Genomic DNA, 26,993 nt, shown 5'->3' with positions numbered 1-26,993 from the left:
GCCTAGTGCGCTGGCGCGTTGCCGACCTTCTGTGTCAGACTGAACTGCAACGTGCCGCCGTGCGTACGGCTGCCGATCAACATGTCCGCGGAGAGACGGAGGCCAAGCCCCTTCTTCCCTTCGATGTCGAGTGACGGCGCCACGTTGATGAGCGTGCGATCGATCTGACTCGTGAACGGCAGGCTCAAATTCGGATCCGCACCGGCGAGTCCGGCGGTGAATCCGGCTTGATTGCGGCCGATGAATTCGTTCGCAGAGATATCCAAGTTCGGGCGGATTTTCGCGTCACGCCAGGTTAAGTTTCCACCGATCTCCATGCCCGGATTGATCGTAAAATACATATCCTGCCTGGCATTTCCGACCAAGTCGAGGGGTCCGGCGCCGGTCTCCGTGTTCGTCCCAACGTAGACCGACGTCTCGTTCAGCCCGATGTATGGCTTGAGTGAGAAGCGGTTGAGGTCGAGCGTCTTGTCCAGCCGGATGCCGCCGGTGAGCATCGATACGTTGTTGGCGCCTTGCGTCGAAACGTTCGGAGTTGAGAAGCCGCCGAAGCCCGTTGCACCCGACGACGTTTGCACGGACGCGCTCGGGAAAGCGATATAGCGGTGCGTTTGATACGTGGCAGAACCTGCTGCGATGTCGGCCGAGAACATGAAGTCGTTTGACGTCTCGCGTTTTGCGGTCAGGCCGAACATGAAGCGCGAGCCCCACATCGACGAATTGCCCGAGTACAGATTGTCGCCCGCATATGAGAGACCCGCACCGACTGAAGTGCGTCCGTCGGCAACCGGGCTCTGGAATCCAAACGAGATGCCCTGCGTCTGCTCTTGGAATTGCACCGATATCGGCGACTCGACTTGCGAGAGATTCGTCGAGTTGATGCCGCCCCACGAGCAATCGCCGTCTTTTACCTCACCGAAATCCGCGCCCGGCGTCTTGCAGCTGATGAGCTGCCGGGCGAAGGCGAGACCGTTGAGCAACGTCGCAGCCTCCATCGGTGTGTAGCTCGCCGGCGTCAGCTCGCGGTAAAGCGAGTTCAGCGACGATTCGTTGGGAGAGTTGAAGATCGTCGTCAGCATGCCGCTCAGCGCCGAGGATGAACCATTGGCCTGAATCGAGGCGATGTACTGGCCGAATGCGCCCGTATCGCCCGACAGCGTCGGCGGCGAGAAGTTGACGACGTTTTGCAGCACGAGCGCGCCGCTCGGGCCGGGCAGCAACTGATATTGCGAGATGAACGACACCGGCGCGACGAGCTGGACGGCAGATGAGTTATTCGTTCCGCCTGCGTTCACGATGTTGAAGTTGAACGTCCCCTGCTTCACCATGTTGGTGTTGAGCAGCGAGAGGTTGATCGTGCCGGCCATCGTCACATTGCCGCTGACGTTCAGTTTGTCGTACGTGTAGTTGCCGAAGTCGACGTCGACCGGCATCACGGCTCCCGCGGTCTGCACGAAGTTGCCGGTGAGATTCGTCGTTTGAACGGTGCCGACGCCGCCGATCGTGAGGATACCGGAATTCGTTAGCGTACCCGGCGCGCCGAGGTTCGCGGTCGGCCCGAGAATCATGACCGCGCCCGGCGCATTGTTGACGTTACCGAAGCCGTCGAGGTCGATCGATCCGACCATAACATTGTTGTTGTTGACGGTCGTAACGCCGGCGTTCTGCGCAACGACGGCATAGCCGTTGATCCCGGAGAGCGAGGTGATCACGCCGTTGTTGTTGAGCGTGTTGTCGGATCCGCCGATGAACAGAACGGCCGCGCCCGTCGCGTCGCCCGCCGGCAGGTCGGCCGGTGTGCGCGAGGCGTTGGAGCCGACGATCGTATCGAGCGTGCGCGTGTTCGAGGACGTCATGGTCGCGCCGGGAGCCGAGCCGTTGTCGCCCCCGCCAACGATGACGCCGTTCTGCGAGAGCGTGATCGTGCTGCTGCCTTCGCCTGCAGCTCCGGTGCTCTGCGCAACGACCGCGTTTGCGGACGCGGATGCGACGTAGACCGAGCCGTTGATATTGATGTTGACGTTGCCCGACGTTCCGGTTCCGGCCGCGCTTTGCGCGACGATGCCACTCGACCCGGAGCCAGTCGTCGAGATCGTGCCGTTCTCCGTCACGTTGATGTTTCCCGACGAACCGTTGCCGCCGGCGCTGCCGATGTAATTGTTATTGACCAGGCCACCGCCGCCGCCGATTGATTGCACGACGAGCGCGTCGGCATTGTTGCCGGTCGTGACGATGTCGCCGGTATTGGCAATCGTAAGGTTGCCGCCGTTACCCGCGTTGCCGCCTTGCAACGAGATCGTTCCGGTTGTATTCGTGGCTTGACCGCCGCCGCCGCCGACCGATTGTGCCAGCACGCCAAAGGCGCCGTCGCCGGTTGTCGTGATCGTTCCGGCGTTCGTTAGGCTGATGTCGCCGCCGTTTCCGGATGCACCGTTTCCGCCCAGCACTACTGCGGATACGCCCGTTCCGACGTAGGCTCCGCCGCCGCCGCCGATCGACTGCAGATCGATCGCGTTTGAGTTCGTGCCGATCGTCGCGACCGCACCCGAATTCGTCAGGGTAATGTCGCCGCCGTTACCGCCCGTGCCGGTCGTTGCGCCGAGCTGAACGTTCGAGCCGGTGATGCCTTGCAGCTGGCTGCCGATATAACCACCACCGCCGCCGATCGACTGCGCAAAGATGCCGTTCGAGAGATCGCCCGTCGTGAAGATCGCGCCACTGTTGTTGAGCGTGATTGCGTTGCCGTCACCCGCGACGCCGCCGCTGCCTCCGAGAACCGCGCCGATCGTAACGCCCGGCGCGAGTGCGCTTGCCGACGTACCGAGATTTCCGCCGCCGCCGCCGATCGATTGAGCCGAGATTGCGTTCGCAAGCTCGCCGGTCGTCGAAATGATGCCGGCGTTGTTCACGCTGACCGCGCCTGCGCTACCGCCTGCGCCGCCTTGCGCTCCGAGATTCATGCTCGCGCCGCCGTCCGCGCCGATGCCGCCGGCTACGCTAAAGCCGGTATTTCCGCCGCCGCCGCCGATCGATTGCGCCAGCACGCCGGCCGATTCGTAGCCCGCCGTCACGATCACGCTCGGCGATGCGCCCGAATTCGTCGTAACGCTGACATCGCCCGAATTTCCGCCGGTGCCACCGTTCGCACCCATTGTCAACGCAACCGAATTCGCGCCCGCAATCGAGTTCGAGATCATGAATCCGCCGTCGCCGCCGCCGCCGCCGATGGACTGCGCGATGACCGCGTCCGCATTCGCACCGTAGGTGCCGATCGTTCCGCCGGCCGTAACGTTGACCGCGCCGCCGTTTCCGCCGCCGCCGCCCGAACCGCCCACTGCGACCGCGAACGAGCCGCTTTGCGCGAGCGTGCCGGCTACGACGAATCCGCCGCTTCCACCGCCGCCGCCGATCGACTGTGCAATGATGCCGGAAGCACCTTGACCGCTGGTCGTGATTTGATTGTTGTTGACGACGTCGACCTCGTCGGCATCGCCCGCAATACCGCCGCTTCCGCCGATGCCGACGGTCGCGGCAAACATCGTGCTTCCACCGCCGGTAACGTCGAATGCACCGTTGCCGCCGCCGCCGCCGACCGATTGCGCCATGATCGCGTTCGAGAAATTACCGGTCGTCGCAAGCAACGCGTTGTTGTTGACCTGTACGAGGCCCGCATCTCCACCAGCACCGCCATTGCCGCCGACTGCAAGACCGAGACCAGCTCCGCTCGACTCGTTCGCGGCAATCGCAACGCCGCCGTTGCCGCCGCCGCCTCCGATCGATTGCGCGAGGATATCGTTTGCTTCCAAACCGGTAGTTTGAATCGAAATGCCCGCAACATTCATGCCGTTGTTGACGCTCACGGCTTGGCCATTACCGCCTGCGCCGGCACTGCTACCAAAGCTGAGTCCGATCGCACCGGCACCGCTCATTCCGTTTGCAACCGTCAGCGCACCGTTACCGCCGCCGCCGCCGATCGATTGCGCTTCAATACCTTGCGCGTTCGAGCCGCTCGTTCCGATCGTTGCGTCGTTCGCAACCGTGACCGTTCCCGCGTCCGATCCGCCTGCGCCCGATGCGCCGAAACCGAGCGTCGCGGCATTCGTCTGCGAAAGCGCTGCTGCAACGACGAAGCCCGCGTCGCCGCCGCCGCCGCCGATCGATTGCGCCAGAATGCCGTTCGACGCCGTACCCGATGTGACGATCACACCGGTGTTTGTTACGGATACATCGTTGCCGGCGTTGCCGCTTCCGCCACCGCCGCCGATGCCGATGTTACCGGCGATTCCGAGCGAGCCTTGCGCTGCAATCGCGAATCCGCCGCTTCCACCGCCGCCACCGATCGACTGCGCAGAGATGCCGTCCGAGAGGTCGCCGTTCGTGAATATCTGACTCGAGCTATTGACGGTGACCGTGTCCGACGAACCGCCGGATCCGCCGCTGCCGCCGAGCGCGAGATTCAGACCCCAACCGCCGGTGATACTTCCCGAAACTGCGAACCCGCCTGCGCCGCCGCCGCCGCCGATTGACTGCGCGAGCACGCCGTCGGCCTCTGACCCGCTCGTGATGAGTTCGGCTGCAGTGTTCTGCACGTTGACGCTGCCGGAGTTACCGCCATCGCCGCCGCTGCGGCCCAGCGCCGTTTTCATGTTCCAATTGGCTGAGATGCCGCCCGCGATCGCAAAACCGCCGTCGCCGCCGCCGCCACCGATTGATTGCGCGAGCAGTGCACTCGAATTCGCGCCGGACGTTTGCACGCTGCCGGAGCTCGTGAGATTGACGTCGTTCGCGTTGCCGCCGCAGGAAGCGCCGCTCGCGCACGAGCTGCCGTAGTTGACATCGACTTCACTCGCGGCAGCTGTGAGAAGCGTGTTCGCAAGCGACTCGCCGCCGTATCCGCCGCCGCCGCCGATTGACTGCGCGAGAATGCCGTTCGAATTATCGCCGGCCGTAACAATCGTATTGTTGCTGGCCACGTTGACCGTACCGGCATCACCGCCCGAACCGCCACTACCGTATTTAAACGATCCGCCGATTCCGGTTTGCGTGACCTTTCCAGTCGCGGTGAACGCGGCGTTTCCGCCGCCGCCACCGATTGATTGCGCAACGATGCCGGATGAATTCTCACCTTGCGTCCAAACGACGCTGTTGCTCGTTACCGCAACATCGGATCCGGTCGAGCCGCTTCCGCCGCCGCTTCCGAGCGTTTGACCGAACGAGAACGCACTGCCGGCGCTGATGACGCCCGCAATCGATGCGCCGCCGTTTCCGCCGCCGCCGCCAATTGATTGTGCGAGTATGCCGTCGGCATTGTTGCCGACCGTGAACACGTCGACCAGCGTACTCGCATCACCGCTCGTGACGGTCACGCCCGCTGCCGTATTACCGGTGCCGCCTGCGCCGCCGATTGCGAGACTGAACGCGTTCAAGCCCGATAGGTCTTGGCCGATGCTAACGCCGCCGTTGCCGCCGCCGCCGCCGATCGATTGCGCCACGATGCCGCTCGATGAGTTGCCGTACGTCTGCAGATTCGTGTAGCTCTCGACGTCGACCGCGCCTGCAGTTCCGCCGTCGCCACCGCCGCCGCCGTGCGCGATGGAGAATGACGAGCCGGCCGAAACCGTGCCCGCAACATCGAATCCGCCGTTACCGCCGCCCCCGCCGACTGATTGCGCGAGAATACCGTTCGCGAAATCGCCGTTCGTCAAAATGGAGATCGCGTTTGCGGTTGCGCCGGAATTCACGGTCACCGCGTCCGACCCGCTGCCGGTTCCACCTGCGCCGCCGAATGCAAGTCCGAGTGCTTTGCCGCCCGTGATGCCGCCGGTTACGGAGAACCCGCCGTTGCCGCCGCCGCCGCCGATCGATTGCGCGAGAATGCCGTTCGAAGAGTCGCCGGCGGTTTGAATGCTTGCGGTCGTCGTTACGCCGACGGTGCTTGCAGTTCCACCGGAACCGCCACTCGTGCCGTAAGCCAGCGATGCGTCATTGCCTTGACCGAGTGTTGCGGCAACGACCCAACCGGAATTTCCGCCGCCGCCACCGATCGATTGCGCGAGAATGCCGTTCGAAGAGTTTCCGGATGTTCCGATCAGACCTGTGTTGTCGACGGTTACCGTACCAGCGTTGTTTGCTGCTCCGCCTGCGCCGCCGATTGCGATGTTCGCGGTCGTCCCGACCGAACCGGTCGCGCTCACCGCGAAACCGCCGTTGCCGCCGCCGCCGCCGATTGACTGCGCCGCGATTGCATCGGAGATGTCGCCGGTCGTTACAATCACGCTCGAGTTCGTCACGCCAACGTTTCCGGACGAACCGCCCGTGCCGCCGCTTCCACCCAGCGTCACGCCGAGCGACCAGCCGGATTGAATCGTTCCGCCGATAGCAAAGCCGCCGTTACCGCCGCCACCACCGATCGACTGCGCCAGAATGGCATCCGATTGCTCGCCGCTCGTGAGCAGCTGCGCTGCGGTGTTGCCGACCGTTACGTCGTTCGCGTTCCCGCCGGTACCGCCGGTCGTCCCGAACGTGTGCGAGAGCGCCGAAGTCGGAGAACCACCAAGATTGAGCCCTGCGGTGACATCGAACGCGCCGTCGCCGCCGCCGCCGCCAATCGACTGCGCAGTGAGCGCCGTGGCATTGTCACCGGTCGTTTGAATGCTGCCGCCATTGGAGATCGCGACGGTGCCGCCGTTGCCGCCGCTGCCTGCGGTCGCGCCGTAGTTCATTCCGAGATCGGATTCGAGCGTACCCATAACGCTGAATCCACCGAATCCGCCGCCGCCACCGATCGACTGCGCGAGCACGGCGTCGCCGTTTTCTCCGCTCGTTACGATCGTATCGGCGGTTGATACCGAAACAGCCTCGCCGTCGCCGGCGGAGCCGCCGCTTCCATAGGTGTAGCTCGCCTTTGCACCGGTGCTGCTGATGCGGCCGGATGCACTGAAACCACCGTTACCGCCGCCGCCGCCGATTGATTGCGCCGAAATCGCGACCGAGTTGTCGCCTGTCGTTGCGATCTGTGTGAAGCTCGTGACGTTCACCGCGCCACCGTTGTTGCCGCTGCCGCCGGCGCCGCCTTCACCGAACGCCATCGCCTTCGTCGCCGCGCTCACATCGCCGCCGACTGCGAAACCGCCGTTGCCGCCGCCGCCGCCGATTGACTGCGCGAGAATACCATCCGCTGCATCGCCGCTGGTCACGATGCCGACCATGTTGGTCGATGCGCCACTGTTGACGGTAACGGTCGATGCAGTGTTACCACTTCCACCCGCGCCGCCGAGCGCTGCCGTCATCGTATTCGCGCCGGTAATCGTACCGGCGACGCTGAATCCGCCGTTGCCGCCGCCGCCGCCGATCGATTGTGCGACGATGCCCGCGGACGAAACGCCGATCGTTTGAATGTTGCTGACGCTGTTGACGGTAACTGTACCGGCCGTACCACTGTCACCGCCGCCGCCACCGGCTGCGAGATTGAACGAACCGCCAGTCGCTGCGCCGCCGAACACGTCGAATCCGCCGTTACCGCCGCCGCCGCCGATCGATTGCGCGAGAATGCCGTTCGCAAAATCACCGCTGGTTAAAATTTGTACGGCGCTTCCGGCGCTGCCCGCGATTACGCCGACGTCGTTGCTTCCGCTTCCCGAACCGCCCGCACCACCAAGTCCGAGGCCTAGCTGTTTGCCGCCGCTGATGCCGGCGTTCGCAACGAACCCACCGTTACCGCCGCCGCCACCGATCGATTGCGCCGCGATACCATTGGATGAATCGCCTTGCGTTTGAATGTTCGCTGTTGACGTAACATTCACGGTCGACGCCGTTCCACCCGAACCGCCGGTCGTTCCGTACGCAATCGACGTGTCGTTGCCTTGATCGATCGTCGCAGCGACAACCCATCCGGAATTTCCGCCGCCGCCACCGATCGATTGCGCGAGGATGCCGTTCGACGCGTTGCCGTTCGTGACGACGAGACCGGTGTTGTTCACCGCGACTGCACCGGCATCGTTGCCGCTGCCGCCGGTTCCACCGATGCCGACGTTTGCACTGAGCCCGGCCGAACCGGTTGCGCTTACTGCGAAGCCGCCGTTACCGCCGCCGCCGCCGATCGATTGCGCCGCAATGCCGTCAGAAAGATCGCCGCCCGTGTAGACGACGCTCGAGCTCGTCACGTTGACGATGCCCGACGTTCCGCCGCTGCCGCCGGCGCCGCCCATCGTGAGGCCGAGCGACCAACCCGATGCGATGTTGCCGTTGACTGCAAAGCCGCCGTTGCCGCCGCCACCACCGATTGACTGTGCGAGAATGCCGTCGGATTGCGAGCCCGTCGTATAAAGTTCGCTCGACGTGTTGGTCAATGTCACGTCGCTGCCGTTGCCGCCGGTGCCGCCGCTCGTTCCGAAGCTGTGAGAGAGTCCGGAGAGTCCGCCCGTACCGAGTCCGGCCGAAACATCGAACGCGCCGGTGCCGCCGCCGCCACCGATTGATTGCGCGAGCAACGCGTGCGAATTCTCACCGGATGTTTGAATGTCGGCCGAGTTACCGACCGTAACGGTCCCGCCGTCACCGCCACCGGCCGACGCACCATAATCCATGCCGAGCGTCGTCGCAAGCGTTCCAATAACACTCAGACCGCCGTAGCCGCCGCCGCCGCCGATCGACTGCGCCATGACGCCCTCCGAGTTGTTGCCGCTCGTGACGATCATCGCGTCGTTGCCGACAGTGACGGCCTCACCAGCGCCCGCCGATCCGCCGCTACCGTATGTTACGCTCGCCTTTGCGCCGGTCGACGTAATCTTGCCGCTCGTGCTCACGCCGCCGGAGCCGCCGCCGCCACCGATCGACTGCGCTGCTATACCCACGGAATTGTCGGCGACCGTGACGATATTCGTGTAACTCGTTACGCCGACTGCTCCGGCATCATTTCCGGTACCGCCGCTGCCGCCTTCACCCATTGCAAGCGCTTTTCCGGCGCTGAGCGAGCCTCCGACGCTAAGTCCGCCGTTACCGCCGCCGCCGCCGATCGATTGCGCGAGAATACCGTCCGATGATTCACCGTTCGTGAAGATATCTACGACACTACCGAGCGCGCCGCTCGAAACGGTTACCGTTGATGCCGTATTGCCGTTGCCGCCGGCTCCGCCCAGGCCAACCGATAGCGAGTTCGATCCCGTGATCGATCCCGCGACGCTGAATCCGCCGTTGCCGCCACCGCCGCCGATCGATTGCGCGATGATGCCGTTCGAATCGTTGCCTTGCGTTTGAATGTTCGTAAAGCTTGCCACCGTCACGGATCCCGCGGTTCCTGCATCGCCGCCTGCACCGCCATGCGCAACCGAAAGCGTCGAACCCGACGCGATTCCGCCCACGATATCGAATCCGCCGTTGCCGCCGCCGCCACCGATCGACTGCGCGAGAATTCCGTTTGAGAAGTCGCCGTTCGTCAAAATTTGAATCGCGTTCGCGGAGCTGCCGGCGTTTACGCCGACGCTGCCGCTGCCGCTGCCGGTTCCGCCGGCGCCGCCCATCGAGAGGCCGAGATTGAAACCGCCCGTTACGCCGTCGGTCGTTGCAAAGCCACCGTTACCGCCGCCGCCGCCGATCGATTGCGCCGCGATACCGTTCGATGAATCGCCTTGCGTTTGTATGTTTGCGTTGGTCGTAACGTTGACGGTGCTCGCCGTTCCACCGGCGCCGCCCGTCGTTCCGTAAGAGAACGACGTGTCGTTGCCTTGCGTGAGCGTGGCAGCGACGGCCCATCCAGAGTTACCGCCGCCGCCACCGATCGATTGCGCGAGTATGCCGTTCGATGCGGTTCCATTAGTTTGAATCGCGTTGTTGTTGATGACCGTAACGGTGTCGGCGTTGTTGCCGCTTCCGCCGGTGCCACCGAATGCAGCGTTTGCCGCAAATCCAACCGAGCCGACTGCGGAGATCGCAAAGCCGCCGTTACCGCCGCCCCCGCCGATCGATTGCGCTGCAATACCGTCGGAGACGTCGCCGTTCGTCGTAATCGTGCTCGAGCTGCTGACGTAAACGTTGCCGGAGGTCCCGCCCGATCCGCCCGCGCCGCCCATCGATGCACCAAGACTCCACCCGGGAGTGATGTTGGCTGCGACGGCAAACCCGCCGTTGCCGCCGCCGCCGCCGATCGATTGCGCTAAAATGCCGTCGGATTGCGAACCGCTCGTATAAATTTGCGCCGAATTGTTGTAGACGGTGACGTCGACGCCGTTTCCGCCCGTACCGCCGCTCGTTCCGAAACTATGACTGAGTGCACCGGTGACGCCGCCGCTAAAACTCAAACCTGCGGATACGTCGAACGCGCCGTTGCCGCCGCCGCCGCCGATGGACTGTGCCGTGATCGCAGCCGAGTTGTCGCCACCGGTTTGAATGCTGCCGGTGTTGTTGACGATCACCGTTCCAGCATCTCCGCCGCCGGCCGCTGCGCCGTAGTTCATCCCGAGCGCAGCTTCGAGCGTACCGGTGACACTGAGGCCGCCGTATCCGCCGCCGCCGCCGATCGATTGCGCTAAGATACCGCCGGAGTTTTCGCCGGTCGTAATAATGTTGTCGAACGAAGCCGCAACGACGTCTGCGCCGGCGCCCGCAGCTCCGCCGCTGCCGAACGTATACGTCGACTTCACGCCCGTGCTCGTGATCTTGCCGGATGCGCTAACGCCGCCCGATCCGCCGCCGCCGCCGATCGATTGCGCGGTAATGCCGACCGAGTTGTCGCCGAGCGTTGAAATCTGCGTGTAGCTCGAGATCGTTACCATGCCAGCGTCGGCGCCGGTTCCGCCGCCGCCGCCCTCGCCGAACGCCAAGGCTTTGTTGGCGCTCGCCGTACCGCCAACCGCGAGGCCTCCGTTGCCGCCCCCGCCGCCGATCGATTGCGCGAGAATGGCACCGGAATTTTCGCCGTTCGTGTAGATCTGTACGTCGTTTCCGAGCGCGCCGCTGTCGACGGTTACCCTCGATGCATAATTGCCGTCGCCGCCTGCGCCGCCCATCGCTACGTCGAGCGAATTCGTCCCCGCAAGTGAAGCCGCGACGCTGAATCCGCCATTGCCGCCACCGCCGCCGATCGATTGCGCGATGATGCCGTCCGACGAATTGCCTTGCGTTTGAACGTCGGTAACGCTTGCAACCGTTACCGCTCCCGCATACCCACCGCCACCGCCCGCGCCGCCATAACCGAGTCCGAGCGATGTTCCGCTCGAGACGTCACCTGCGATATGGAAGCCACCGTTGCCGCCGCCGCCGCCAAGGGATTGCGCAAGAATACCGTTCGCGAAATCGCCGCTCGTCAAAATCTGTATCGTGTTGCCGGCGCCGCCCGCGTTGACGGTGACGGTGTCGCTATTACTTCCCGTTCCACCCGCGCCGCCGAACGATAATCCGACCGCCGTTCCGCCGCTGATGCCGCCTGCAATCGAGAATCCGCCGTTACCGCCGCCGCCGCCGATCGATTGCGCCGCGATGGCGTTTGATGAATCGCCTTCCGTTTGAATATTCGCCGTCGTTGTAACGGTAACAGTCGAGGCGCTGCCGCCGGAACCGCCGCTGGTTCCCCATGCGAAGGATGCGTCGTTGCCTTGACTGAGCGTGCTCGCAATTGCCCAACCGGAGTTACCGCCGCCTCCGCCGATCGATTGCGCGAGAATGCCGTTCGACGCTTCTCCCGCCGTTCCGATTTGGCCGGTGTCCTCGACCGTAACGGCGTTACCGTTATTACCGCTGCCGCCGGTGCCGCCAATTGCAATGTTCGCCGACGTGCCGGTCGTCATGATTGCGGAAACTGCGTAACCGCCGTTTCCGCCGCCGCCACCGATCGACTGCGCTGCGATGCCGTCGGAAATATCGCCGTTGGTTACGATGGCGCTCGAGCTCGTGACGTCGACCGTACCCGAGTAACCGCCCGAACCGCCGGCGCCGCCGAGCGCCATTCCGAGGCCCCAGCTGGCTGCAACGCTACCATTGATTGCGTAACCGCCGTTACCGCCGCCGCCGCCAATTGACTGCGCCAAGATGCCGTCGGACTGAACGTCTTGCGTCAGGAGCGCAGCCGCAGTGTTGTCGACGGTGACGTTGTTTGCATTACCGCCCGTGCCGCCGCTCGTACCAAAACTGTGACTGAGTCCCGCGGTCGCACCGCCGCTCGCTGCGCTAACGGAGATATCCATTGCGCCGTTACCGCCGCCGCCGCCGATTGATTGTGCAACGATCGCCGCAGAGTTTTGCCCAGACGTTTGAATCGCGCCGGAATTCGTGACGGACACGATGTTCGCGTCGCCGCCACCGCTCGATGCGCCGTAATTCATGCCGAGATCGGTTGCGAGCGTTCCGGCAACACTCAACCCGCCGAATCCGCCGCCGCCGCCAATCGATTGTGCGAGAATGCCGTCGGAATTATCGCCGGCGGTCGCGATCGAATCGTACGACGTCACGTAAACTGCACCGCCATCGCCGGCTGAGCCGCCGCTACCGAATGTGTAGCTCGCCTTCGCGCCGGTGTTCGTGATTTTTCCGGATGCGCTGAATCCGCCCGAGCCGCCGCCGCCGCCGATCGATTGCGCAGCGATACCAATCGAGTTGTCGCCGGCTGTGACGATGTCGCTGTAGCTCGTCACGGTTACGGTATTTGCCGTGTTGCCCGTTCCGCCGCTGCCGCCTTCGCCGAACGCCATCGCCATCGAGCTCGATCCCGACGCGCCAACTGCGAATCCGCCGTTACCGCCGCCGCCGCCGATTGACTGCGCGAGAATGCCGGCGGAATTTTCACCGTTCGTGAAGATGTCCACGACGCTTCCGGATGCGCCGCTGCCGACGGTTACGGTCTGTGCAGTGTTCCCGTTACCACCGGCACCACCGAGGCCGATCGTCAAGGCGTTGCCGCCGCTGAGCGCGCCCGCAACGCTGAATCCGCCGTTACCGCCGCCGCCGCCGATCGATTGTGCGATGATGCCGTTTGCGGAATTGCCGAACGTTTGAATGTCGCTGACGCTGTTGACGGTAACCGTACCGGCGGTTCCGCCATCGCCGCCCGCGCCGCCGTAGCCAAGCGTAAGCGCCGAACTGCTCGAGATATCGCCGGCGACCGAGAATCCGCCGTTACCGCCGCCACCACCCAGCGATTGTGCGAGAATGCCGTTCGAGAAATCGCCGCTCGTCAAAATCGAGATCGCGTCTCCGGCACTGCCCGCGATTACGCCGACATTATTGCTTCCGCTTCCGCTGCCGCCCGCGCCGCCGAACGCTAGCCCAAGCGAATAGCCGCCGGAAATATTTCCGGCGACTGCAAATCCGCCGTTACCGCCGCCGCCGCCGATCGATTGCGCCGCGATACCGTCCGATGAATCACCGAGCGTCTCGATGCTTGCGGTCGTCGAAACGTCGACGGTGAAACCGGTTCCGCCCGCGCCGCCCTTTGCACCGTACGCGACCGATGCATCGTTGCCTTGACCGAGCGTGCCGGCAATTGCCCAACCGGAATTACCGCCGCCGCCACCGATCGATTGCGCGAGAATGCCATCCGACTGTGAGCCTGCTGTCGCGATCTGGCCGGTGTTGACGACCGTTACCGCGTTGCCGTTATTACCGTTTCCGCCGTTACCGCCGATTGCAACGTTCGCCGACATTCCGGTCGAGCCGACCGCAGAGATTGCAAAGCCGCCGTTACCGCCGCCGCCGCCGATCGACTGCGCTGCAATAGCGTCCGAAAGATCGCCGTTCGTAATGATGACGCTGGAATTCGTAACGCCGACGGTACCCGAATATCCACCCGAGCCGCCGCTTCCGCCGAGACCAATTCCGAGCGCCCAACCCGGCGCGATGTTACCGTTGATTGCATCGCCGCCGTTACCGCCGCCGCCACCGATCGATTGCGCGAGAATGCCGCCTGACTCGGCGCCGCTCGTGTAGATTTCGACAGCGCTGTTGGCAACCGTGACGTTGCCGGCATTTCCGCCGACACCGCCGCTCGTTCCGAGGCTATGGCTGAGCCCTGACGTAGCGCCGCCGGTCGCTAAACCTCCGGAGATATCCAAAGCACCATCGCCACCACCACCGCCGATCGACTGCGCCGTAATCGCAACCGAGTTATTGCCGCTGGTTTGAATGCTGCCGGTATTGGTGACGTTGACGACGTCACCGTTACCGCCGCTGCCGGCCGAAGCACCGTAGTCTTGGCCGAGCGATGCAGCCAGTGTGTCGGCAAGTTTGAGTCCGCCGTAACCGCCGCCGCCACCGATCGATTGCGCGAGAATGCCGCCCGAATTATCGCCGCTCGTAATGATCGTATCGTACGAATTAACCGTAACGGCCTTGCCGTCGCCGGCCATTCCGCCGCTGCCGAACGTGTAGCTGCCCTTCGCGCCGGTGCTGTTAATCTTGCCCGACGCACCGAAGCCACCCGCACCGCCGCCACCGCCGATTGATTGCGCCATGAGACCGACGGAATTGTCGCCGCTGGTATCGATGTCGGTGTAGCTCGTTACCGTGACGGTGCTTGCATCATCTCCCGTACCGCCGGAGCCGCCTTCACCGAACGCGAGCGCTTTCGAAGAACTGATTGCACCGCCGGCCGCGAATCCACCGTTGCCGCCGCCGCCACCGATCGATTGCGCGAGAATACCGCCGGAATTCGTTCCGCTCGTAAAGATGTCGACGACGTTCGTCGATGCCCCGCTGTCAACGGTTACGGCGCCCGCGACGTTCGCGTTTCCACCGGAGCCGCCCATCCCGATCGTCAGCGAGTTCGCGCCCGCGATGCTTCCGGCGACGCTGAATCCGCCGTTGCCGCCGCCGCCGCCGATCGATTGCGCAACAATGCCGGTCGACGAGTCGCCGAACGTTTGAATGTTGCTGACGCTATTGACGTAGACCGAACCTGCGTGCCCGCCGTCGCCGCCGGTGCTGCCGTATCCGAGCGTAAAGGATGATCCCGCCGAGACCGTTCCCGACACGTCGAAGCCGCCGTTGCCGCCGCCGCCACCGATCGACTGCGCAAGAATACCATTCGAGAAATCGCCTGCGGTAAGAATCGTAACAGCGTCAGCAGCGGTGCCGGAATGCACGTAAACGTTGCCGCTGTAGCTTCCGTTCCCACCCGCGCCGCCTTCCGCGAAGCCGAGCTGCTTGCCGCCGCTGATTCCGCCGGTGACTGCAAAGCCGCCGTTGCCGCCGCCACCACCGATCGACTGCGCGACAATTCCGCCGGCTGAATCTCCATACGTTTGGATGCTCGCCGTGTTCGTGACGTGTACGTTCTCAGAGTTACCACCGGAACCGGCACTGTTGCCGTACGCGATGGAAGCATCGTTGCCGAGATCGAGCGTGCCGGCAACGGCCCATCCGGAATTACCGCCGCCGCCGCCGATCGATTGCGCAAGAATACCGGTTGAACCCGTACCGGTAACGACGCCACCGACATCGCTGCCCGTGACGATGATGCCGCTGTTCGTCACCCTGACGACGCCCGAGGAGTTACCGCTTCCGCCGCTACCGCCAATGGCAGTCGTGGCAGTGAGTCCCGTCGAGCCCGTTGCTGCAACGGCAAATCCGCAGTTACCGCCGCCGCCGCCGATCGACTGCGCCATAACGCCGTCGGAAAGATCACCGGTCGTCATGATTTGACTCGAGCTCGTAACCGTAACGTTTCCAGCCGTACCGCCGCTTCCGCCGCCGCCGCCGAGTGCAACGTTCAATCCCCAGCCCGGCGAGACGTTTCCAGAGATCGCGAAGCCGCCGTTGCCGCCGCCGCCTCCGATTGATTGTGCAACGAGCGCGCTGGATTGCGAACCCGAAGTAATCAACATCGCAGCACTATTAGCAACGATCACGTTGCCGGCGTTTCCGCCATCACCGCCCGACGACCCGAGTGCGTCGGTAATGCTCGACCCGATGCCCGATTGCGTCGCGAGGCCGACACTGATTGCAAATCCGCCGTCGCCGCCGCCGCCGCCGATCGATTGCGCGATGAGGGCGTTCGAGTTGTTACCGCTCGTTTGAATGCTGCCGTAATTCGTCAGCGTGACGTCGGTCGCGTTACCGCCGCACGACGCGCCGCTCGCGCATCCATTCCCAAGACCGAGACCAATCGCATTCGTCGCCGTGTCGACGAGCGAGCCCAGAAGCGACATTCCACCGAAGCCGCCGCCGCCGCCAATCGATTCGGCGAGAATGCCGTTCGAATTTTGCCCCGTCGTAACGATCGTGTCCAAGCTGCTGACGTTTACCGAACCCGCATCGCCACCCGAACCGCCGCTGCCGAAATCCATTCTGCCGGCAACTCCGGTCGAAGCGACCGATGCGCTCGCCGTAAATGCCGCGTTACCGCCGCCGCCGCCGATCGATTGGGCAACGATACCCGATGAGTTGTCGCCGGTCGTGAGGATCGCGCTATTGCTTGCAACGGTAACCGTCGATGCGGTCGCACCGCTTCCACCTGCGCTCCCCAGATTGAGTCCCGTCGTAAAACTCGACGACGTGGTCGCCGTTCCGACAACGCCGAAGCCGCCGTTGCCGCCACCGCCGCCGATCGATTGCGCGAGGATGCCATCCGAATTCGTTCCGACGGTTTGGATCGTCACCGCAGACGTCGAAGTACCGCTGGTGACGAGCACCGTACCGCCGGTGTTGCCCGTACCGCCGTCGCCGCCGAAATTCAGTCCGAATGCATTGGACGTCGAAAGATCGGCAGTAATACTGAAGCCTCCGTTGCCGCCGCCGCCGCCGAGCGATTGCGCGATAATGCCGGCCGATTGATCGCCCCACGTAAAGATGTTCGAATTACTGGTGACCGCGACGTTTCCGGCTGCGCCGCCGGTTTCGCACTGAATCACGCCACCGCATGGAACACCGAACGATGCAGCCGTCGCGCCGCCGCCATATCCAAGCGTAAATGAAGGTCCGCTCGATAGTGAGCCTGCGATGTTCCAGCCGCCGTTGCCGCCGCCGCCGCCGACCGATTGCGCGACAATTCCCGCTGATTGCGCGCCAAATGTCTCGATCTGAACTGCGCTCGTCGCGCTTCCGCTCGTGACGTTGACGTCGCCTGCGGTGTTGCCGTCCCCGCCTGTCCCGCCGAAGCCGAGCGTCATTGCATAACTGCCGCTGATTCCGCCGGAGACGTTGAATCCGCCGTTGCCGCCGCCGCCGCCAAGTGATTGCGCGATTATTCCGCCGGACGAATCACCGTGGGTTGTAATGTCGGCACCATTGGTGACATAGACCGTTCCCGAGTATCCGCCGCTGCCGCCGCTTCCGCCGAATCCGGCCGTGACCGCACTCGCTTCAGTAAGTGTTGCCGCAACCGTGAACCCGCCGTTGCCGCCGCCGCCGCCGATTGATTGCGCAAGTATCCCTGAGGATTGATCGCCATGCGTTACGATCGTGCCGGTACTGGTGTTCAGCACGTTGACGGCGCCCGCGTACCCACCGGTTCCACCGCTCCCGCCGAACGCAAAGTTTGCAGCGGTTCCGGCCGAGCCGCTAGCCGAGATCGCGAAACCACCGTTTCCGCCGCCGCCGCCGATCGATTGCGCTGCGATTGCGTTCGAGAGATCGCCTTGCGTCGTGATCGTACTCGAGCTCGTCACGCTAACGGATCCTGCGTCGCCGCCGGTACCGCCGCTGCCGCCCATCGCTAAACCGAGGCTCCAGCCGCTGGTGAGATTTCCGGCGACTGCGAATCCACCGTTGCCGCCGCCACCACCGATCGACTGCGCGAGAATACCGGTCGCATTCGAGCCTATCGTCGAGAGTGAAATCGCCGTGCTGCCGTCCGAATTTACAACGGTAACATCGCCCGAGTTGCCGCCGGTGCCGCCTGCAGCGCCGAATGCCGTTTTCAGCCCGCTTATTCCACCGCCCGACGCCGAGATGCCGCCGGAAATATCGAATCCGCCTTCGCCACCGCCGCCACCGATTGACTGAGCGACGATTGCGTTCGAAAAATTGCCCGTACTGTTCGTTACGTTCCCGGTCGCAATCGACGCACTGTTCGTGACACTGACGTCATTCGATCCGCCGCCGCTGTCACTGCTTCCGAAACTTACACCGAGCGCGCTTTCGATTTGTCCGGTGATACCGATGCCGCCGTAGCCGCCGCCACCACCGATCGACTGCGCGAGAATGCCGTCCGACGTGTCGCCTTGCGTCGTGATTCCCGACGTGCTCGAAACCGTTACGGTTCCGGAATTTCCACCGCTGCCGCCGCCACCGAAACCAACGCTCGCGCTAGCGCTTCCATTTTTTGCGTTGATGCTGCCCTTGACGTGCATCCCGCCGTTGCCGCCGCCACCGCCGATCGATTGCGCCGCGATGCCCGTCGAAGAATCGCCAAACGTCAGAATCGTACTGTTGCTCGTGACGGTCACGTCGGAGCTTGTGTTTCCCGTGCCGCCTGTTGAGCCGACCGCATCGCCGAAAGACGTGCCGTTCGCGATCGTGCCGGCAACGGACATTCCTCCGTTACCGCCGCCGCCGCCGATACTTTGCGCCAGAATTCCGTCGGCGAAATCACCACCGTCAATACCGGTTATGATCGAAACCGGCGTGCTCCCCAGGCCACTCGTGACCGTAACCGCGCTCGCGGTTCCCCCGCTTCCACCGTTGCCGCCAAGTGAAACGCCGATCGCCGTTCCGTTCGCGAGATCGCCGGCAACGCTGAAGCCACCATTACCGCCGCCGCCACCGATCGATTGCGCAACGATACCTGAGGATTGATCGCCGCCCGTCATCACTGAACTGTTCGAGCTGACGGTTACGGACGAAGCCGTTCCACCGCTTCCGCCTTTACCGCCGATGCTGACCGTGGCCGAGGTTCCATTCGAAAGAGATCCGGCGATTGAAAATCCGCCGTTGCCGCCACCACCACCGATGGATTGCGCGAGAATACCGTCGGATTGCGCGTCCTGCGTAGTTATCGTAACGAGATTCGTCGACGTGCCGCTCGAGAGGAACACGATGCCCGCGTCGCTTCCCGCGCCGCCTTTTCCGCCAATCGAGACGCTAGCCGTCGCGCCGTTCGTAAGGTCACCGGCAATGCTGAAGCCGCCGTTACCGCCGCCGCCACCAAGTGACTGCGCAACCAGACCCGCAGAGTTCGAACCGCTCGTCGAGACGTTGCCGTTGCTCGACAGCTCGGCTGACGACGCGCTGCCTCCGGCACCGCCGGTTCCACCTAAGCTGACGCTCGCGGCGCCGCCGTTCGAAATCGTGCCCGCGACGCTCCATCCACCATTCCCGCCGCCTCCGCCAAGCGATTGCGCAAGTATGCCATCGGCGTTATTACCGCCGGTGGAAATACTTCCGACGCTCGTAACTTGAACGGAGCCCGCATCTGCGCCGCCGGAACCGGAACCTCCGAGCGAAACCGCAGCGCTCGATCCTCCCGAAATTCCGCCTGCAATACTGAATCCACCGTTGCCGCCACTACCGCCAACCGATTGCGCGAAGATACCAACTGCACTGTCGTCGTGCGTCGCGACGTTGCCGATGCTCGAGACGGTGACGTTGTTTGCATCAGCCCCGCTTCCACCGCTGCCGCCCATGCTGAATTGCGCAGCGCCGCTGGCGGAAAGCGTTCCGCCGACACTCCATCCACCGTTACCGCCGCCGCCGCCGATCGATTGCGCGGTGATGCCATTCGATGCGACTCCGTACGTGGTGATCGAGCCCGTGTTCGTGACGCTAACCGTCGAAGCGGTTCCGCCGTTGCCGCCGCCGCCGCCGATCGAAACAGCGGCTGCGAGATCGCCGCCGGCACCCGCAATGCTGAATCCGCCGTTACCGCCGCCGCCGCCGATCGATTGCGCAATAATACCGCCGGCGGAATTGCCGTACGTCGTAATCGAGTTGCCATTCGTGACGTTGACGAAGCTTGCGTTCGATCCGCCGCCGCCGCTGCCGCCGAGGCTGCCGCCGATTCCGGCGTCGCCGCCGCCACCCGCGCCGATGCTAAAGCCGCCGTTACCGCCGCCGCCGCCGATCGATTGCGCGAGAATTCCGATCGAGCCGTTGCCGTCTGTATTAATGGTGGAACCGCTCGAGCTAACGGTGACCGAACCAGCAGTTGCGCCGCCCGCTCCGCTTCCGCCGAGCGAAATACCGGCGCCGACACTGCCGCCCAATCCCGCAGCAACGCTGAACCCGCCGTTACCGCCGCCGCCGCCGATCGACTGGGCCTCGATGCCGATCGAATCGTTGCCGGTCGTCGCGATATTTCCGTTGCTCGACACTGAGACGTAATTTGCTTGACCGCCTGACCCACCCGAACCGCCGATGCTTACACCGGCCGCAGCGCCGGCCGAAAGCGAACCTGCAATACTGAATCCGCCGTTACCGCCGCCGCCACCGATCGATTGCGCGAGAATTCCGTTCGAGTTATTTCCGTACGTCGTGATGTTGCCGGTGTTCGCAACGTAAACAGAACTTGCAGTCCCGCCCGATCCGCTGCCGCCGCCGATACCAACGCCGCCGGCGAAATCAACTCCGCCGCTACCCGCGACGCTAAAGCCGCCATTACCGCCGCCGCCACCGATCGATTGCGCGAGAATTCCGTTTGAGTTATCCGAGCCGCATTGGTTGCCGACGCAATTGCCGGCAAGGCCGGTCTGGATGTTCGTATAGCTTACGATGGTGACGCTCGACGCAGTGCTTCCGGCTCCGCCGTCTCCGCCGACTCCGCCGGCGAGCGCAGCACCGCCTGAAAGTGCGCCTGAAATTGCAAACCCGCCGTTACCGCCGCCACCGCCAACCGACTGCGCAACGATGCCGGATGAATTGGAACCTTGCGTATTGATCGTCGCCATGCTCAACGACGAGTTCCCGCTATAGACGGTGACCGTATTGGCATCGCCGCCGGTGCCGCCGCTGCCACCGACCGAACCGGTCAGTGTTGCGCCGCCGCTTATTCCGCCCGCGATGCTGAAGCCGCCGTTGCCGCCGCTACCGCCGAGACTTTGCGCAAAGATTCCGTTCGAGTTGTCGCCGGTCGTGCTGATCGTGTCGTTGCTGTTCGAAACCGAAACTGCGCCGGCACTCCCCGCATTGCTTCCGTTACCGCCGACCGCGAGCGATGCATTGCCGGCGAGCGAGAGCGCACCCGCGACGCTGAATCCGCCGTTGCCGCCGCCGCCGCCGATTGATTGCGCGATGATGCCGGTTGCGCCGGACCCGCCGGTTGTGATGTTGCCGTAATTGGAAACCGTGACGACGCTTGAGCTGCCGCCGCTGCCGCCGCTGCCGCCGACTCCGAATGCTGCGCCAGCGATTCCCGCAAGCGTTGCACCAACGGCGTAGCCGCCATTGCCGCCGCCGCCGCCGACGCTTTGCGCGAGAATTCCAGTTGAGTCCGTACCGTAGGTATGAATGTTACCGGTGCTACCGACGTTGACGTAGCTTGCATTTCCGCCGCTGCCACCGCTCCCGCCGACCGCAGCACTGACGCCTGCGAGGCTTGCGCTCGCGGCGATGCTCTCGCCGCCGTTGCCGCCGCCGCCACCGATGCTTTGCGCAACGATTCCGATCGAGTCGCTGCCGTACGTCGTGATGTTGTTGTCGCTAGTTACATTGACGACGCCCGCGCCACCGCCGCTGCCGCCGCCACCACCGACACCGAACGCACCGCTGACGAGACCAACGCTCGCCGCGACCGCCATGCCGCCGTTGCCGCCACCACCGCCGACCGATTGTGCAAGAATTCCGTTCGATTGATAACCGTCTGTCGTAATTGAACCGAGCGTGCCGTTGCTCGTGATGATGACATTTCCACCGGCGCCGCCACTGCCGCCACTGCCGCCGAGCGCGAATGCCGCAGCAATCGATCCAACCGACACTGAGATTGCGTAGCCGCCGTTGCCACCGCCGCCACCAACCGATTGCGCAACGACTCCGTTTGAACGATCGGCTTCGCCGCCGTAACCGGTATTGATGTTGCCGCCATCCAAATTGACGGTGACGGTTTGACCTTGGCCGCCGCTGCCGCCACTTCCACCAATCGCAAGCGTCGATCCAAAACCTGCGGCGAGTGAACCACCACCGTTGCCGCCGCCACCGCCGACGGACTGCGCGAAGATCCCCGCGGAATCGCTTGCGTACGTCGTAAGATTGCCGCTGTTCGTAACGTTGACGGTTCCACCATCACCGCCCGCGCCGCCGGTTCCGCCGATCGACTCTAGCCAACCGCCTGACGTGCCACCATTTCCGCCGCCACCGCCAACCGACTGCGCGAAGATTGCTTGCGCACCAAACAAACCGTTGCTGGCGACGCCGGTGTACGTGTGCGTCGTAATACTGCCGCTATTCGTAACGGAAACGTTGCCTGCACCGCTCGTCGAGCTACCGTTGCCGCCCAGCGACGCGAGACCGGTTGCGCTACCACCGTCGCCGCCATGCCCGCCGATGCTTTGTGCAAGAATGCCTTTTGCGACTTGTCCGAGCGTGGAAATTGAACCGTTGTTTGTAACGGTAACGTTCGAACCGGCGCCACCCGCGCTACCACTTCCGCCCTGGTCGTAAATCGCGCCGCTCGATCCGCCTGAACCGCCGCCGCCGCCAATCGATTGCGCGACGAGTCCATATGCATAATCGCCCTGCGTCGCGATCGACGTGCCGCTCTGCGTCGTGACGGTTACGTTGCCGCCGGAACCGCCGTTGCTTCCGTCGCCGCCGAAGCTGACGATACCGTCGAGACTTCCGCCCGCACCACCGAATCCGCCGACGCTTTGCGCGAGAATTCCGTACGAGCTTGTACCCGCGGTGAACACCGACCCGCCGCTTCCGAGTGTTAGCGCAACATCGCTGCCTGCTTGCGCTTGGTTGCCGGAACCGCCGCTTCCATAAAATAAACTGAAGCCGCCGCCGCCGTTACCGCCGCCGCCGCCAATGCTTTCAGCGAGAATACCGAACGCGTTGTTACCGAACGTGAAGATGTTGCTTTGAACGTCGAGATAAACGGTACCGCCCGCGCCACCCGGACCACCATTACCGCCGCCTCCGGTGAAACCGTCGCCGTCTCCACCCGAGCCGCCGACGCCGCCTGCGCTTTGCGCGAAAACGCCGTATGCTCCATCGTTTGCAGTGACAACCGAGAGACCACTTGGTGTGAACAGAGGCGAGGATATAGATGATCCGATGCTGCCACCGTTGCCGCCGCCGCCGCCGCCCGCTCCGCCGCCGCCGCCATACCAATCGCCGCCCGAACCACCATTGCCGCCGTTGGTTTGAAAATTGATGCCGTTGCCGCTGCTCGGGAAAATCACGCCGCTGATTGTGGGGAACGATGCGGTTAACGTTCCACCGTTGCCGCCACCACCGCCGGAATCCGGCGAAACAAAGAGCGCGCCGTCGCGGCCGTTGCTACCACCGCCACCATTGGAGATGTCGTTTTGCGAACCGTTTGTCTGTGGACCGGGGACTGTCGGCGTGGTCGAGCTGCTCGAACAGTTGACGATGTAGCTGCCGCCGCTCGGTGTGAGCGTACACGTAGCTGCGCGCGCGTGCGTCGCCGCCAATGACATATATAGCGGAAGCGCGAGTGCGCACGCCGAGACAAGCCGGACGAAGCGCGACAACATCACGGGACGAGAATCATCTCCGTGGGCGTGTTCAAATTCGGGAACGTTCCTGAGAGCGAGGCCGCCGAAACGGTGCCCGTCGTTGATGTCTCCGTGAACGCCTTCATCCCAGTCGAAGTCAGGACATAAAACGTTTTCGAGTGCGAATCAAAGACCATCGCCGTCGGCGACGACACTGAGAATCCGGACAACGATTGTGCGGCGCCGCTCGTGTTGTACGCAGTGATCGCGCTCGAGCCTTTGTTGGCCGCGAATATCCAGCCCCAATTCGGATCGTACGCCAGTCCGCTCGGATTGCTAAGCGACGTCGTCCACGACGCCGTGGTTCCGGCGCCTCCAGCTTCGGTGAATTCGTAAATCTTGTTGCCGGTACCCGACGCTAAGAAAATGTAGTTGTCCACAGAGTCGTACGCCAGCGCCGTCGCATTCGCGATATTCGAAATCGTCGAGAAGCCCGCGCCCGCCGTGCCGCCGCTCGCGTATGCCTCCATCGTCTGACCACTGGCTGCCAGATTCGCGAGATACAACTGATCGTTGTGCGGATCGTAAACAACCGGTCCTGGTGACGCTATTCCTACGAACGCTCCCGGGAGCGTCGTTGCCGTCGAGGGCGGAACGTACGCCTTGACCGATGGGCCGCCGACGTTCGTAACGTAGATGTCACCCTCATGGGTATCGGTCGTATCCGTACTGTTGTCGATTGCGATGCCTTGCGGCGTGCTCACGGTGAACGCCGGTGAGAGCGTTTTCTGATTTCCTTGCTCGTCGTACGCTGTGACGGAGCCGCCGCCGCCGGAATTCAGCACGAATATCCACGGCTGATAGAGCTGAAGCTGCACGGTCTCGGTAAACGCCGTCGTCGGTCCGCTACTCGGCACCGGCGTCGCTACGATTGTCAGGCTCGTGTTCGACGAAAGCGCCGGATTCGTTGCACTGTATGATGAGGTCAGCGTCCAGACGTTCGTGCCCGGCGACGGCGTCGCGAGCGCGAACGACGCCGTCGGCGACGGTGCGATCGAGGGCGACGGCATCGCGCCGACGATCGTATTGCCGTCGGCATCCTCGAGCACGACGGCAAATTGCACGGCCGTGTTACCGTAGATTTGGAAGCCGTTGCTCGCGCTGCCCGTCATACGGCTCGCGTTCGCCGTCTGCGACTGCACGACGACGGAAGCGACGATTCCGCCCAACGTCAGGTTCAGCGTATTCGCATTTCCGGCAACGACCGTATAAGAGACATTCGTCGCACCGGAGAGCGGATTGTTGCTCGCGTCTTCGAGGGTGAATGAAAACGTGTGGTTGCCCGGCGCAATGCTAAACGGGACGGTGCACGTGACCGGTGGCCCTGCGGCGCAATCGGTATTCGTCGAAGGAACCAGCGAGATCGGCGTCTGGACATTTCCGTCGACCGAGTAAGCGAGCTGTGTCGTTGACGATGAAATATACTTCGGACGGCGCCGTTCGCTCTGTGACGAGCCGCCCGTGGCCGGGATGACTATATGAAGGTAGAAACCAGATTTCGGCTGACTGCCGCCACTACCGTTACCGCCCGTGCTGCCGCCACCATTCGTCAAGCCTGAAAGAACACTGCCGCCGCCGCCGCAGCCGGCGGCAAAAGCCGCAAGCATTGCAAATGCGATCATGGCGATGCGCGCATGCAAAGTGCTCAATGCAGTGTCACTCCGAAGGTGGAGTAGGTGATCGTCACCGTGATGTTCGAGCTGAACCCACCGAGCCCAATCGTGCAGGAGCCCACCGACGGTGACCCTATCGCCGTTACCGTGTAAGTTGACGACGAATCCGACGATGGCTGTGTGATCGTCGCGAAATTGCTGCACGTGCCGCTCGCCGGAATTGTGCCGATGAGCAAGTTACCGTAGGTGGTGCCGGTCCAGCCCGCTTGCGACGCGGTGAACGTAAACGTCGAGCCGGTTCCGCTCGTCGCGTAGAGATCGATCTCCGGATTGCTCGAACTGTTAACGGGACCGGAGTACACGATTGAAGAGAGCGAGGGCGAGAAACTCGCCGTTTGCGTCGTTGCGCTGGTCGCACTCGCGGTGAGCGTCACCGGATTGACCGCTATACCCGTATAGTTGAGGGCGAGCTGTTGCGTGCCTGACGTCAACGTAACGGATTGACTTGCAGCTCCGCCGTTGACTGAGAGCGTCGTTGACGGATCGCTGCTCGTGACCGTCACGGAATTCGCGAACCCACTGTTGACCTGTGCGTTGCTGGAATTGAACGCCTTGAAGTTCAGAAGCTGATTGGTCTCCGACGTACCGGCACTTCCGCTCGGAAGCGTCCCAAACGAGAACGAAGTGACGGTTTGTCCGCCGCCACCCGGTGTCGGTGTGGCCGTGGGTGTGGTCGTTGGGAACGCAGTCGGCGTTGGAGTCGGCGTGCCCGGCGTCGCTGTCGGAGCCAGCGTCGGTGTCGTCGTCGGGCTTGGCGTCGGTGTTGCGGTCGCGGTCGGCGTTGGGATCGGCGTCGGCGTTGGGGCCGGCGTCGTCGTCGGAGTTGGAGTTGGCGTCGGCGTCGCTGTATGGGTCGGCGTCGGGTTCGGGGTCGGCGTCGCGATCGGCGTGCCCGTCCCACCCGGTGTGGGAGTCGGCGCAGGCGTCAAGGTCGTCGTCGGAGCGGCGGTCGGAGTCGCTGTCGTCGTGCCGCTTGCTATTGGTGTCGGCGTCGCGCCGGGTGTCGGCGTACTGCTGCTGCTCGGAGTCGGTGTCGCTACGCTGCTTGGAGCAACGCTCGGTGACGACGTCGGTGCAACGCCGCCGGTGTAGAGCGCGAAGTAGACGGTGCCGTTGGCCGGGATCGAAAGCGAGCCGGTCGCGTCCATCGGAAACGCGACTGCGCCATTGCTGACGTCGGCCGGTCCGGCGACCGTCGTCCACGCGTTGTTCTCGAGCTGCGCTAAATAAAAAGGTCCCTGCGTTTGCAACGACGCGGGCAACGTGATCGTGAATCCCGGATAGCCCGTGAACGTCACTGCGCCGCTTGCAGTGAGCGTGATGTACAGAACCGGCGTCAATCCACCCGAGTCGAGCGGATGACGATACGTACTCAAACCACGACGATGCAGAAGCGGCGTGATGCCGGCCGGTGCATTGACGTCGAGGCCGATCGTGATCGGTGCCGCGATCGCTGCAGGCGGCACCACCATCGTTCCACCGAACGATGCAACGGTTGGAAGCGGAACGCTTGTCGCGCTCGAGATCGGCGTGAATTGATTGTTCGCTGATTGTTGCGTGCAGGTCGGTGCCGTGCCGCTGAAGCCGCCTGGACATGCAGTAACTTGCTGCGCGGGAACTGCGTATGAACTTCCGCCGCCGCCGCCGCACGCGACAAAAGCGCCCGCGCTCAACAGCAGCACGAACGTCCCGAACGCGGTTCTCACCGACGTGCCGTTGAAAATAA

Annotated in this window: 3 protein-coding genes; all 3 read right to left on the bottom strand. The window is 63.6% G+C overall.

Annotated features, from left to right (window positions below):
* Positions 1–2: 2 nt before the first annotated feature.
* The 3 genes from VGG22_02560 to VGG22_02550 are packed head-to-tail and all read right to left on the bottom strand — an operon-like array spanning position 3 to position 26,973.
* Positions 3–23,573 (bottom strand): autotransporter outer membrane beta-barrel domain-containing protein, encoded by a 23,571-nt coding sequence (locus VGG22_02560; protein HEY1727245.1) that lies wholly within the window; start codon positions 23,571–23,573, stop codon positions 3–5.
* Positions 23,573–25,243: a hypothetical protein gene (locus VGG22_02555; GenBank protein HEY1727244.1), complete on the bottom strand. Its 1,671-nt coding sequence runs from the start codon at positions 25,241–25,243 to the stop codon at positions 23,573–23,575. The genes VGG22_02560 and VGG22_02555 overlap by 1 nt, the downstream gene beginning before the upstream one ends.
* A complete protein-coding gene (locus VGG22_02550; GenBank protein HEY1727243.1) occupies positions 25,240–26,973 on the bottom strand; it encodes a hypothetical protein in 1,734 nt (577 codons plus the stop codon). The genes VGG22_02555 and VGG22_02550 overlap by 4 nt, the downstream gene beginning before the upstream one ends.
* Positions 26,974–26,993 lie beyond the last annotated feature (20 nt).

Source organism: Candidatus Baltobacteraceae bacterium, assembly GCA_036489885.1.
GTDB lineage: Bacteria > Vulcanimicrobiota > Vulcanimicrobiia > Vulcanimicrobiales > Vulcanimicrobiaceae > JAFAMS01.
Note: the sequence above shows the minus strand (reverse complement) of the source record. Positions and strands in the feature narration are given on the sequence as shown.